Raw genomic sequence first — 12,472 nt, 5'->3', positions numbered from 1 at the left:
TAGGAAATGACCAGCCCCAGATTGTACCCCTTACAAAGCCAGACGCCGCGCTTTTCCCGCGGCCAGCATCGGTCGCAATTCGTAATCAGATCGGCTCGATCAGTTCTGGACCTGCCGCCCTGTTTGAATTCACTTTCGGATCGACACGGTAGAACTTTAGCAACTCATCCGGTGCAGGCTGCATCAGGCGCGCGGCGCCTTTGCCCTCTTCGCCGAGCCACATGCCCCATTTGTCCTGAGGGATGATCACCGGCATGCGGTGGTGGATGTCTGCCATTGGCGTGCTCGCTTGCGTCGTGACAATAGCACAAGTGCGGTGTTGTTCGTCACTGTTTTGCCAATCTTGCCAGACACTTGCGAGTGCCAAGGGCGCGTCAGAGTGAATGTACCATGGCAGACGTGTGCCATCCTCAAGCCGGGTCCATTCGTAAAATCCGGTGATCGGGATCAAACAGCGCCGTTCGCGGCAAGCATTTCGAAATGCTGGTTTCTCATCAATCGTCTCCGCCCGTGCATTGATCAAGAGCGGACCGCCATTTGGCTTCTTGTACCAGTGGGGAATGAACCCCCAGCGCATTTTGACAAGCTTGCGCTGATCTTCTTCGCGCATGACCACCTGAATTCCCGTGGTCGGACAGACGTTGTAGTTGGGCACGTCAGGTAGGTCATTGGCAGGCAAAGCCGAAAACAATCGCGCCATAGCATCGTTTGGCAACGTATTCGCTATACGACCGCACATTACCGATAGGCTTTCTTCGCCAAATCGATACGCGCTTCCATCATGGACATTTCTTTGAGGATGTCTTGCCGGCGCGTGCGATCGCCAGTCTCGCGCAATTCGTCCCGTAGCCGTTGCAACTCCCGACTAAGAGACACGAACTCCGGTACACCACCGCTTTCTTTTACCAGCCGATTGAGCAACGCGTTGTCCGGGTCATCCTCTTTGGGCAAGGGTTTGCCCTGCCCTTCGAGGTTGTCGAAGGCACCATCGGCCTCGGCCTCGGCGATCTTTTGGTTGATGAGATCAATCAGCGGGTGGTCCATAGGGCCTTTTTAACGCCTAAAGCGGCGGCAATCACCCAGCATTTTCGCACATCCGCCCCCTAAGTGTGAAAAAATGCAGAAGTCTCGTGCAATCCTTGCGAATGGTGATTTCTCACACTGCGTCTACATTTGAAGCATCCGCCACGGGAGCACATCATGACAAAACCGATCATTACACGCGACGATACAGACACAAAGGCCAGATATGTGGCCGTTGTCGAGGGGGTCGAGGGCACCGGAGAACTTACCCTGTCAAAATTGAATGAGACGACTGTGATCGTTGATCATACCGCCACTCCCGACAGTATGCGCGGCATGGGGGTGGCCTCGGCTTTGGCGGAGCGTGTCATTGAGGACGCGCGCGACGCGGGCCAAACCATTATCCCCCTTTGCCCCTTCCTGAAATCCTACGCCCAGCGCCACCCGGATCGCGTGGCTGGTGTTATCAAAGTCTAGGAGAGTGACATGAGCTGGAACCCAAATCATCCGAGTGCCGGGCTCAGCCCCGCTGATACGGCAGATATCGAGACGGTCATCATTCCCCGTGCCCGAGATCTGGGCGGCTTTGAAGTGCGCCGTGCCCTGCCCGCTCCGCAGCGGCAGATGGTTGGTCCTTTCATTTTCTTTGATCAGATGGGTCCTGCGGAATTCATCAATGATAAGGGTATTGATGTGCGGCCCCACCCGCATATTGGCCTTGGCACGGTGACATACCTTTACGAAGGAGAATTTGAACACCGCGACAGCCTTGGCACCCATCAGATGATTTACCCCGGCGAGGTGAATTGGATGCTTGCGGGCAAAGGCGTCACGCACTCTGAACGCACCTCTGAGGACACGCGCGGAAAGACACACTCGATGTTTGGCATTCAGACCTGGGTGGCTTTGCCGGAAGACAAAGAGGACATGGCCCCTGAATTTGAGCACCATAAGAAAGACGCGCTGCCGTTTTTTGAAGATGGCGGAACGTCTGCGCGGTTGATCCTTGGGACCGGCTACGGATCAAAAGCCCCGGTGACCATGCAGTCCGACATTTTCTACGTGGATGCAGTCTTGCAGCCCGGCGCTTGGTTTCCGTTACCTGATGACCATGAAGATCGCGGGCTCTATGTCACAAGCGGCAGTATTGATGTTGCTGGCCAGACCTATGAAGCGGGCCAGATGATGGTCTTCCGTCCCGGCGACAAGATGGCTGTTCGCGCAGGTCCGCTGGGTGCCCGGCTGTTGGCTTTGGGAGGGGCGACGCTCAACGGGCCTCGCTACATTTGGTGGAACTTTGTGTCGTCTTCACTGGAAAAGATTGAGCTCGCCAAACAAGGTTGGAACGCACAGGATTGGTCGCAAGGACCGTTCTCACTGCCAACTGGCGATGATCAGGAATTCGTCCCAATTCCTCCAGAAATGCACCGGATGAAACCAAGGGTCTGGACCTAGAAACGTAAAAGAGCGCGGCTGAAACCGCGCTCTCTCAAACCATCCAATCAGGATTTATTTCTGAACGATACGCCCATCGGTGTAAGGCGTGTAAGGTGCGTTCTTCGCAATGAATTCCGCAGTTACGTCCGCCAAGTCTGGACCGTAGTCATATGCGTTTTCAGCGTCGCGGAACATTTTGTAGCCGTCACCGCCGTTGCGCACGTAGTTGTTGGACACCAGACCATAGGTCGCCGCTGGATCGATTGGCACCCAAGCGCCATCTTTCATCACCATGACTTCCTGAATGCGACCTTCGTTCGGGGCGACAGCCGCGTCAAAGGTGAATTTCAGACCTGCAACCTGAGGGAAACGGCCTTTCACTTCTTCGATCTGGCTTACACCATTTTCAAGCGCATCGATCACAGTTTGACCGGAGACTTGGAAGGTGGACAGCGTGTTCTGGAATGGCAGAACGGTCAGAACCTCACCCATAGTGACTTCGCCCGCATCGATAGAGGCGCGCAAACCACCAGCGTTCTGGATCGCAATGGTGATGCCCTGGTCTTTCACACGATCCAGCATCGCATCCGCCACTAGGTTGCCCATGCCGCATTCTTGCAGGCGGCAAACGTTGCGGTCACCGTTGATGACTTCGCCCGCGTCTGCAACCACGCGCTGCTTCATCTCTTCAATAGGCGCACCCATTTCAGAAATGCGCGCAGCCATTGCAGCGTTAGGCTCAACAGACGCATCCAGCAGGATCGGCTCGCCCATTGCGGAGGTCACGTTGCCCGCGTCGTCAAAGGTCAGAGTGATCTCGCCAACATATTTTGAATAGGCATAAGCTTGTACGACCGGCACGTCGCCAACCATGGTTGGGTATGCACCACCCGCACGGTCTGATGTGTTGGAAAGCAATGTGTGAGAGTGACCGCCCACGACCAGATCCAAGCCAGGAACGTTCGCCGCAATATCGAGGTCTTTTGCGTAACCCACGTGGTTCAGCGCGATGATCTTTGAAACACCTTCCGCTTCCAACGCAGCGACGTCAGCTTTCAGGCTGTCGATCTCGTCTTGGAAAACAACATTGTCACCCGGAGAAGATGTCTCGACAGTATCAACCGCCAGCGCGGAGATGATGCCGATCTTTTCGCCACCGACTTCCAGCACAACGTGGTTTTTCACTTTGCCATTCAGCAGCGGCTCGGATGTCAGGTCCAAGTTGCCCGAGATGACTGGGAAAGACACCGTGTCAACGAACGCTTCGAGACCCGCTGGGCCATCGTCAAACTCGTGGTTGCCGACGGCCATAACGTCATAACCAATCGCTTCCATGAACTCTGCTTCCGCCGCACCTTTATAAGTGGTGTAGAATAGCGAGCCCTGGAACGGGTCACCGGCGTCCAGAACAAGGAAGTTCTGACCGGCCAGCTCTTCGCGTTTCGCATCAATCAGCGTCTTGATACGCGCGATGCCGCCAAAGCACTTTCCTTCGGCTTCGCCTTCCGCGTTACAGGTCGAGTCGTATTTGTTGATCGACTCAATCCGGCTGTGAATGTCGTTGGTATGTAAAATCGTCAGCTTATACTCTGCGGATGCCATTGTGGCTGTAACCGCAAGCGCCGCGGCGCTGGTGAATAGACGCGAGATCATGGTGACTCCCCTTTATATTTTTTATGGAGAACATTTGGACACAATTTTGACTGGTGAGTCAAAACACTCGTAAAGGAAACTACAATTTAAGCGGTAACAGGAGCATGACGTTGCGAGAACTGCTTGACCATTAGGCACGCGACGGGCATTTCAGCTTCATGCTGATTTTCAAGATATTTAGGGCCGATGAATGGGCCCAGTTGCAGGCAGATGGTGTCACCGAAGGCGCGCCGGTCGATTTGGCGGACGGGTTTGTTCACTTCTCCACGGGATCACAGGTTGCGGAAACCGCAGCGAAGCACTTTGCAGGCGAAGATGACCTTTGGCTTTTGGCGCTTGAGGCGGATGATCTTGGCGATCAGCTGATTTGGGAAATCTCCCGCGGCGGACAGAAATTCCCGCATCTCTACCGTCCTATGACAATGGACGACGTGCTTTGGGCGAAACCATTGCCCTTGGTGGATGGGGAACATCAAATTTTGCAGGCTCTGGTGACGAAGGCGGACATATGAACTTCCTAGAAAAAATCGGCATGCCGCTTCTGCACCGTATGGACCCGGAAGCGTCGCACGGCATGGCCATTCGCGCATTGCAATTGGGCGCGGCTGCCTCTCCGGGTTTGATCACGTCCGAACGGCTGCGCACCAATCTCGCGGGTATCGATCTACCAAACCCGGTTGGTTTGGCTGCTGGGTTTGACAAGAACGCAACAGCGTTGCTTGGGCTTTCTCGTGCCGGATTTGGGTTCTTTGAAGTGGGGGCCGCAACCCCGCGCCCGCAACCGGGCAATCCTAAGCCGCGGCTCTTTCGTCTGACGGAAGACCAAGCCGCGATCAACCGCTTTGGCTTTAACAATGACGGTATGGAAGCCATTGCCGCCCGCCTTGCGGAACGCCCACGGGATGCTGTGATTGGCTTGAACCTTGGGGCCAACAAGGACTCTGAGGACCGCGCGGCGGACTTTGCCAAAGTCCTCGCCCATTGCAGTGCACATCTTGATTTCGCCACCGTGAATGTCAGTTCTCCAAACACCGAAAAACTGCGGGACTTGCAGGGCAAGGCGGCGCTTTCGGCATTGCTTGCCGGTGTGATGGAGGCCCGCGCAGGTTTGGATCGCAAGATCCCCGTGTTTTTGAAGATCGCGCCCGATCTGACTGAAGAAGAGATTGCCGAGATCGGCGAAGTGGCCATCGAGAGCGGTTTGGACGCTGTCATCGCAACCAATACAACCTTGGACCGCGAAGGGTTGTTGTCGAGCCACAAAGGCGAGAAAGGTGGCCTGTCTGGCGCACCTTTGTTTGAGAAATCCACACGCGTCCTAGCGCAGCTTTCCAAAACGACCGATGGCAAAATTCCACTTGTCGGCGTTGGCGGTATTTCTAACGCTGAACAGGCCTATGCAAAAATCTGTGCAGGCGCGTCTGTGGTCCAGCTCTATACTGCGCTGGTTTATGGCGGCCTCTCATTGGTCGAGGACATCGTGCGCGGCCTTGATGAATTGCTGGCGCGCGATGGCTACAAAAACGTAGCCCAAGCGATCGGTTCAAAACGCGAGGACTGGCTATGACCGAGATTTGGCACAACCCACGCTGCTCTAAATCCCGTCAAACCTTGGCACTTGTTGAGGAAAAAGGCCCCGTCACGGTCCGCAAGTATCTGGAAGACTCCCCGACCGAGGCCGAAATCCGCAAAGTGTTGGACCTGCTGAGCATCCCAGCCATTGATTTGATGCGCAAAGGCGAAGCCGAGTTCAAGGAACGCGGCTTGAGCAAAGAGAGCGACGAAGACACTTTGATCGCCGCCATGGTCGACGTGCCAAAACTGATCGAACGCCCCGTTGTAATCGCCAATGGCAAGGCGCGCCTTGGACGTCCTCCTGAAAGCGTTCTGGATATCCTTTAGGCCCTACTGGGCTTGCACCGATCGCTCTAAAGCAGGGTAGCGCAACCCGAGCGTTACACCGCGCACCGCAAATGAAATAACCAGAGCCGCCCAAAGGCCGTGATTGGCAAAAGCAGGGATCAGCACCAAGACCGCGCCCACATAGACGGCGGCGCTGAGGATCATCATATTGCGCATATCGGATCCTCGCGTTGCTCCGATGAAAATACCATCCAGCATCCATGCCGCGCAGCCGATTATGGGCGCTGCGACCATCCAGATCAGATAGATGCGCGCATCCGCCTGCACTTCGGGTGATTTGGTCATGAGATCAATCAACCATGGTCCTCCGATGGCAAAAAACACAGCCATGCTGGTACAGGTGACTGCGCCCCAGAAGGAACACATCAACGCAGACTTGCGCAAACGTCTAATATTCCCCTGCCCAATCGCGCGGGCAATCAAAGCTTCGGCGGCGAAAGCAAACCCATCCATGGCGTAGGCCACAATGTAGGTGAATTGGATCAGCACCTCGTTCGCGGCAAGTGTCACGTCACCAAAACCAGCGCCCAAGAAGACGAAACTTGAAAAAATCGCCATCAAAAGCGCCGACCTTATCAAGATATCGACGTTTAATAGCGCCATGCGTTTTAGCTTGGAACGGTCAAACACCCGCACCCAGTTGCGCCATTCCACATGGGAAAAGGCGTCTCGGCACAGCCAGAGCCCAAGCGCGGCCCCGGTGATCTCTGCAATCACTGTCGCAATCGCGACGCCTTCGACCCCCCAGCCCAAGCCCAACACAAACCAGAGGTCCAATAGAATATTAAGCCCATTCATGACCAACTGGACCCAGAACACCCCGGTCGTGCGTTCCATTGCGACAAGCCAGCCCGTCGCCGCATAGACGGCAATCGCTGCTGGCGCCGTCCAAATACGTATCTGCAAATAGTCACGGGCAAGGCCTTCAACCTCTGCCGAGGCAGGCGAAAGCATAAATGCGGCTGCGAATATTGGGATCTGGAGAACAATCAAAAGAAGGCCGCCTGCACCGGCAACCAGCATGGCGCGGGTCAGGATCGCTGATACTTCTGCGTGATCATCAGCCCCAGCCGCTTGGCCCACCAAACCGGCAGTGCCCATGCGCAGAAAGCCAAAGATCCAGTAGATTGAAGACAGAATGATCGCGCCCATGGCGACCGCACCAATGGGTGCCGCCTCACCAAGCTGGCCGACAACGCCAACATCCACTGCACCTAAAATTGGAACTGTCGCGTTGGACAATACGACGGGCAAAGCAATCTTGAGAATACGACGATGCGTGACTTCGGGTTGTCCCGGCAAAGAGCTCTTCACGCCTTTGGGCGCTGGCTCAGACACTAGGCTTCTGAGGCATTAAGAAATGCCCCGTCGCCTGTGCAAAAAGCTTATCGCGATGGTCTTGCCAAGCCTCAACATGCACAGACGCATAGCGACGACCAGACCGGTTGATGCGCGCTCGCGCATAGGCATCTCTGGGCAAACCAGAACGCAAATAATCGACAGTGAAGTCGATGGTCTTGGGAAGGCGTGGCAACTGCCCATTCTCCAGATCATCCAAAGAAAGCGCTCCGCTTTCCATATCTTGCCAAAGCCGAGACCAGCTAAGCCCAATCACCGCGGTAATTTCCAAAAACGCCGCAGTCGCGCCGCCGTGAAGCGCGGGCAAAAGGGGGTTGCCAATATTGGTTTCGCGGTAGCGCATAATCCCCGTGAGCTCGTCGCCGCGACGATCAAACTCGATGGCCAAAAACTCGCAATATGGGATACTCTGCACCAAGGCCGTCAATGTAGCGTCACGGCGTTGTTTAACGACCTGGACCGGTTCTGGACGCGGGCGACTCATGATGTCTTCTCCGCTGTGAATGCACCGGTTGCGGTTGCGACCGGATTGTCCGGATCATTGTCATGGGATGTCGCGCGTACAAAAGCGACAGTCCGTGTCATATGATACACTTCCGCTCTCGCGATAATTCGATCTCCTGGTTTTGCGGCGCGCATGTAGTCGATGCGCAAATCAATCGTCGCCGTCGCCCCGTTCATATCAGGGTGGCTGACAACAGCTGCCCCGCAGCAGGTATCCATGAGCGCTGAAATTGCGCCACCAGAAATCACGCCGGTATCCGGATCCCCGATAAATCGATCATCATATGGCATCTCAAGCTCGGCAACGCCATCTTGCAGGTTGGTCACGGTCATGCCCAGAGCTTTCGCATGGGGAATCGCTTCTATGAACTGCTGCGCGAATTTGATTTGATCCGTGCTCACGATGCACCCCCTATTGGTTACTCACGTCAATCTGCCCCGAGGTCACGACCGCCGCAACGTCTAAAATAATCTCACCGGTTGCTCTCGTGGAGCACTGGCCCTAAATTCCCCGCAAGGAGAATGGTTATGACTGCAGAACGGCTCACCTTTAAAGAGATGTGCGCAAAATTCGACGTAACGCCAAGGACTTTGCGTTACTACGAATATATCGAACTGCTAACGCCGGATAGAGAAGGCCGCTCCCGTTTCTATGGGCCACGCGAGGTTGCACGTATGACTTTGATCATGCGCGGACGCAGATTTGGTCTAAAGCTCGAGCAGCTTCGCCAATGGCTGTTAATCTATGAAAACGAAGGAAGCGCGGCCCAAATCGCAGCCTTTGTTGGCATCGCCGATGAACAGCTTAAGAATCTCTATGAGCAGCAAGATCAGCTCGCCGAGGCCATAAAAGAGCTCAAAGCCCTGCGCCAACAGTGCATTGACTCACTGGATTAAACACAGTCTCCAAATTTTGTCGTAACGTCACAAAACCACGCCACTGCGCGTGGTTTTTCGCATTCCACGCCCTTGTTTTAAAAGGAATTTAGCTTGGATTCGCGACCGCACATCGGAAGTTTGACCAGCCTTCCTTTGCTTTACGCAAAGTAAGATTACGTAAAGTATACGTTGACGTAAAGCGCATGCGACGTCAACTTAGGTGAAATTCAGTCGCCAGAAACCAATCTGTCCGGCTCTGCCATTGGCCATCGTTTTAGCAATGTGCCACCGCTTGTCAGAGCCCAGCCAAAAGGAAGACCGATGACGGAAGACTACATGACCATCCGCGAGATGTGCGACGCGTTCGGCGTCACACCACGTACCTTGCGTTTCTATGAAGCAAAGGAACTTTTGTTCCCGCTGCGTGAAGGCCAAAAACGCCTATTCACCCGCCGCGACCGCGCGCGTTTGAAGCTGATCTTGCGCGGCAAGCGTTTTGGCTTCTCGCTGGAAGAAATTCGCCAGCTTTTGAACCTCTATGACATGGGTGATCAGCAACTCACGCAGCTAAGCCGCACGTTTGAGATCGCTCAGGAACGCCTGACCGACATGGAACGCCAGCGCGAAGAGTTGGATGAAGCCATCGCGGATCTCAAAGAACAAATGCGCTGGGGTGAGAAAGTCATCGCATCCCTCGAACAACCCAAAAAGGCCGCCGAATAAGGCGTTTCACAGGGCCTACGATAAAGGCCGACAATAAGGCACGGAGACCAACATGCCCAGCTACACCGCCCCAACAAAAGATCTGCAATTTGTGTTGCACGATGTGCTGAAGGTCAGCGAGCAATCCACCCCCGGCTATAACGAGCTGGACCGTGATTTCACCAATGCGATCCTGGAAGAAGCAGGCAAGCTGAACAGTGAAGTCGTTGCCCCGCTGAATGTGGTGGGCGATCAGGAAGGCTGCCGTTTGGAAAACGGTATGGTTTACACGCCAAAAGGCTTCAAAGACGCCTTTGAGCAGGTGAAAGAAGGCGGCTGGACCGGCCTCGACATGCCGGAGGAATTCGGTGGTCAGGGCATGCCAGCGGTGATTGGCACCGCGGTGGGCGAGCTTTTTTCTGCAGCAAACCAAGCCTTCACCATGTATCAGGGCCTGACCCACGGTGCGGCGTCGGCCATTTTGGCGCACGGCACGGACGCGCAGAAGGCGACCTACCTGCCAAACATGGTCAGCTGTGAATGGACCGGCACCATGAACTTGACGGAGCCCCATTGCGGCACCGATCTGGGTCTGATGCGCACAAAAGCCGAGCCGCAAGGGGACGGCACTTACAAAGTCTCTGGTCAGAAGATCTTTATCTCTGCGGGCGAACACGACATGGCGGATAACATTATCCACCTCGTTCTTGCGAAAATCCCGGGTGGCCCAGAGGGCATCAAGGGTGTGTCTCTGTTTATCGTGCCGAAGTTCATTGTGAATGAAGACGGCTCTTTGGGTGAACGCAACGGCGTTTCCGTCGGCAATATCGAACACAAGATGGGCATCCACGGCAACTCAACCTGTGTGATGAACTATGATGAGGCCACCGGTTATCTGCTGGGCACCGAGCATAAAGGCATGCGCGCCATGTTCACCATGATGAACGAAGCGCGTCTCGGTGTGGGCATGCAGGGTCTGGCGCAAGCAGAAGCTGCTTATCAGAACGCAGTGATCTACGCGAAAGACCGCCTTCAGGGTCGCGACGTCACTGGCGCAAAGAACCCAGATGGTCCCGCAGATCCTCTGATCGTGCACCCAGACATTCGCCGCGCATTGATGGATCAGAAGAGCTTCATCGAAGGGGGCCGTGCCTTCCTGCTCTGGGGCGCACAGATGATTGATGAGGCGCACCGCGCTGAAGACACGGACGCGGATGGCTTGGTGTCCTTGCTGACCCCAATCATCAAAGGTTTCCTGACAGATGAGGGGTATGACATGACCGTTCAGGCCCAGCAGGTCTATGGCGGGCATGGCTATATCGAAGAATGGGGCATGAGCCAGTTCACCCGTGATGCGCGGATCGCTATGATCTATGAAGGCGCAAACGGCGTTCAGGCGCTGGACCTGGTGGGCCGTAAGCTGGGTGCTGATGGCGGCAAACACGTCATGGCCTTCTTTGATCTGGTGAAGGGCTTCTGCAAAGAACACGGTGATGATGAAGCCATGGCTGATTTCATCGCTCCGCTCAAAACAGCAAGCAAACATCTGCAATCTGCGGGCATGTATTTCATGCAAAACGGCATGAAAAACCCGAACCATGCGCTGGCTGGCTCTTATGACTTCATGCACCTCTTTGGCCATGTCTGCTTGGGCCTGATGTGGGCGCGGATGGCACGCGCATCTCTGGATGCTTTGGCCGCAGGCACTTCCGACGCTGCGTTCCACGAGACCAAACTGACCACGGCACGCTACTATATGGCACGCCGCTTGCCAGCCTCAGGCATGCATCTTGCCCGTATTGAAAGCGGTGCGGACACTGTCATGGGTTTGGATGCTGAAGCCTTCTAAGGAGAGATCATGCCAAAACGCTTTCGTCTGACCCGCCGTATGCCCATCGCGTTAACAGAAGACGCCTACCGGCGCCTCAAACGCTTTGCGCAAGAGGCGGGATTGGACGAAGGCGAAGCGCTGTCTTTTGTCTTCGAGAATTTCGACGGTATCACAGATGAAGAAGGGCTGGCGCATCGCTTGCGACGGTTCAACTTGGAACTGGACGCGCGAAAACGCTGATCACAACGCAAAGATTTGAGGGAGGATTTTTGAGTATTTATGCAAAGAAGAAGCAAAGTGTGATCCACCCCGCCAACCGGCGCGCCACGGGCGCAGGTCAGCGGAGCTTCTCCTTTGGCGGCCATCGGCTCTCCAGCCTGTACCGCACCGACAGATGTCACAAATCACGGTTAATAAATTCTCAATTTCACGCTTCTTCTTTGCTCAAATACTCCACGGGGGTCTGGGGGTGTGAAACCCCCAGCGTCCACATGCCAACTGGGAGGCACGCATGACAATGAAACTCTACTGCTTCGGTGAAAGCGGAAACGCCTACAAGGCCGCGCTGTCGCTTGAATTGTCTGGCCTTCCATGGGAGGCGCAATTTGTAGACTTTTTCAACGGCGAAGCCCGCAGCGAAGACTATAAAAAGAACGTCAACGAAATGGGTGAAGTTCCGGTCTTGGTCGATGGCGATGTGAAGCTTTCACAGTCCGGGGTCATTCAGCAGTATATCACTGACAAAACGGGAAAGTTTGGCGGCGAGAGCGACGCGGAGCGATACGAAGTTCTTCGCTGGGTGCTTTGGGACAACCACAAAATGTCCTCTCAGGCAGGCGTCACGAGGTTTCTTTTGAATTTCCTACCAGAAGACAAGCGCCCTCAAGAAGCAATTGCCTTCCTACAAGGCCGCCTGAGCGCCGCCTACACCATCCTCGATGGCCATCTTGCAGACAAAGATTGGATCGTTGGCGATGAGATCACCAACGCAGATATCTCTAACTGCGCATACCTCTTTTACCCAGAGCCTTTCGGTTTCATCCGCAAGGACTGGAGCAATATCGACCGCTGGCTGGCAAACATTGAAGCCACCCCCGGTTGGAAACATCCATATGAACTCATGCCCGGCCACCCAAGTGACCGGGGACTTTAAGGAGACGA

The 12,472-nt window shown here is 55.0% G+C and carries 16 protein-coding genes; 10 read left to right on the top strand and 6 right to left on the bottom strand.

Features of this window, described 5'->3' with window-relative positions; all coding sequences use genetic code 11:
• Positions 1 to 85 precede the first annotated feature (85 nt).
• Together TA5113_RS11360 and TA5113_RS11355 are read right to left on the bottom strand one after the other, a co-directional pair.
• A complete protein-coding gene (locus tag TA5113_RS11360) occupies positions 86 to 739 on the bottom strand; it encodes an SOS response-associated peptidase (RefSeq protein WP_058314702.1) in 654 nt (217 codons plus the stop codon).
• Complete coding sequence (locus tag TA5113_RS11355; RefSeq protein ID WP_058314701.1) at positions 739 to 1,044, bottom strand: DnaJ family domain-containing protein; 306 nt, start codon at positions 1,042 to 1,044, stop codon at positions 739 to 741. Before TA5113_RS11355 ends, TA5113_RS11360 begins: the two co-directional genes overlap by 1 nt.
• Positions 1,045 to 1,200: 156 nt before the next feature.
• Here TA5113_RS11355 and TA5113_RS11350 point away from each other — a divergent pair, with 156 nt between their 5' ends.
• Both TA5113_RS11350 and TA5113_RS11345 read left to right on the top strand, forming a co-directional pair.
• Entirely contained in the window at positions 1,201 to 1,500 is a 300-nt protein-coding gene (locus TA5113_RS11350) for a GNAT family N-acetyltransferase (protein WP_058314700.1), read from the top strand.
• Positions 1,501 to 1,509: 9 nt separating this feature from the next.
• Positions 1,510 to 2,478, top strand: coding sequence for a pirin family protein (locus TA5113_RS11345; protein ID WP_058314699.1), 969 nt, complete (start codon positions 1,510 to 1,512; stop codon positions 2,476 to 2,478).
• 54 nt (positions 2,479 to 2,532) lie between these two features.
• Here the strand turns inward: TA5113_RS11345 and TA5113_RS11340 are convergent, their stop codons facing one another.
• Complete coding sequence (locus TA5113_RS11340; protein ID WP_058314698.1) at positions 2,533 to 4,113, bottom strand: bifunctional metallophosphatase/5'-nucleotidase; 1,581 nt, start codon at positions 4,111 to 4,113, stop codon at positions 2,533 to 2,535.
• 158 nt (positions 4,114 to 4,271) lie between these two features.
• On the opposite strand from TA5113_RS11340, the gene TA5113_RS11335 reads away from it, so the two are divergent.
• The 3 genes from TA5113_RS11335 to arsC are packed head-to-tail and all read left to right on the top strand — an operon-like array spanning position 4,272 to position 6,015.
• Positions 4,272 to 4,625: a DUF952 domain-containing protein gene (locus TA5113_RS11335; protein WP_058314697.1), complete on the top strand. Its 354-nt coding sequence runs from the start codon at positions 4,272 to 4,274 to the stop codon at positions 4,623 to 4,625.
• Positions 4,622 to 5,680: a quinone-dependent dihydroorotate dehydrogenase gene (locus TA5113_RS11330; protein WP_058314696.1), complete on the top strand. Its 1,059-nt coding sequence runs from the start codon at positions 4,622 to 4,624 to the stop codon at positions 5,678 to 5,680. Before TA5113_RS11335 ends, TA5113_RS11330 begins: the two co-directional genes overlap by 4 nt.
• On the top strand, positions 5,677 to 6,015 hold the full coding sequence (gene arsC / locus TA5113_RS11325; RefSeq protein ID WP_058314695.1) for an arsenate reductase (glutaredoxin): 339 nt from the start codon (positions 5,677 to 5,679) through the stop codon (positions 6,013 to 6,015). Before TA5113_RS11330 ends, arsC begins: the two co-directional genes overlap by 4 nt.
• Before the next feature lie 3 nt (positions 6,016 to 6,018).
• Here arsC and TA5113_RS11320 read toward each other — a convergent pair whose 3' ends face one another.
• Genes TA5113_RS11320 through TA5113_RS11310 form a run of 3 tightly spaced genes read right to left on the bottom strand, consistent with a single transcriptional unit; the run spans position 6,019 to position 8,304 of the window.
• Positions 6,019 to 7,374 carry an MATE family efflux transporter gene (locus TA5113_RS11320; protein WP_082625850.1) on the bottom strand — a complete coding sequence of 452 codons (1,356 nt, stop codon included), beginning with the start codon at positions 7,372 to 7,374 and terminating at the stop codon, positions 6,019 to 6,021.
• Positions 7,367 to 7,879, bottom strand: coding sequence for a PaaI family thioesterase (locus TA5113_RS11315; protein ID WP_058314694.1), 513 nt, complete (start codon positions 7,877 to 7,879; stop codon positions 7,367 to 7,369). Before TA5113_RS11315 ends, TA5113_RS11320 begins: the two co-directional genes overlap by 8 nt.
• Entirely contained in the window at positions 7,876 to 8,304 is a 429-nt protein-coding gene (locus TA5113_RS11310; RefSeq protein WP_370736453.1) for a PaaI family thioesterase, read from the bottom strand. The genes TA5113_RS11315 and TA5113_RS11310 overlap by 4 nt, the downstream gene beginning before the upstream one ends.
• Positions 8,305 to 8,427: 123 nt before the next feature.
• Here TA5113_RS11310 and TA5113_RS11305 point away from each other — a divergent pair, with 123 nt between their 5' ends.
• The 5 genes from TA5113_RS11305 (at position 8,428) to TA5113_RS11285 (ending at position 12,464) form a co-directional block, all read left to right on the top strand.
• Positions 8,428 to 8,796, top strand: coding sequence for a MerR family transcriptional regulator (locus TA5113_RS11305; RefSeq protein ID WP_058314755.1), 369 nt, complete (start codon positions 8,428 to 8,430; stop codon positions 8,794 to 8,796).
• Positions 8,797 to 9,099: 303 nt separating this feature from the next.
• Positions 9,100 to 9,501, top strand: a complete 402-nt coding sequence (locus tag TA5113_RS11300) for a MerR family transcriptional regulator (protein ID WP_058314692.1) — start codon at positions 9,100 to 9,102, stop codon at positions 9,499 to 9,501.
• 52 nt (positions 9,502 to 9,553) lie between these two features.
• Positions 9,554 to 11,329 carry an acyl-CoA dehydrogenase C-terminal domain-containing protein gene (locus TA5113_RS11295; protein ID WP_058314691.1) on the top strand — a complete coding sequence of 592 codons (1,776 nt, stop codon included), beginning with the start codon at positions 9,554 to 9,556 and terminating at the stop codon, positions 11,327 to 11,329.
• Positions 11,330 to 11,338: 9 nt separating this feature from the next.
• The gene (locus TA5113_RS11290; protein ID WP_058314690.1) at positions 11,339 to 11,551 is read left to right on the top strand and encodes a hypothetical protein; all 213 of its coding nucleotides are present in this window, start codon (positions 11,339 to 11,341) and stop codon (positions 11,549 to 11,551) included.
• Between the two features lie 271 nt (positions 11,552 to 11,822).
• Positions 11,823 to 12,464 (top strand): glutathione S-transferase family protein, encoded by a 642-nt coding sequence (locus TA5113_RS11285; protein ID WP_058314689.1) that lies wholly within the window; start codon positions 11,823 to 11,825, stop codon positions 12,462 to 12,464.
• Positions 12,465 to 12,472 lie beyond the last annotated feature (8 nt).

This window comes from Cognatishimia activa, assembly GCF_001458335.1.
In the GTDB taxonomy this organism is placed as follows: Bacteria; Pseudomonadota; Alphaproteobacteria; order Rhodobacterales; family Rhodobacteraceae; genus Cognatishimia; species Cognatishimia activa.
Note: the sequence above shows the minus strand (reverse complement) of the source record. Positions and strands in the feature narration are given on the sequence as shown.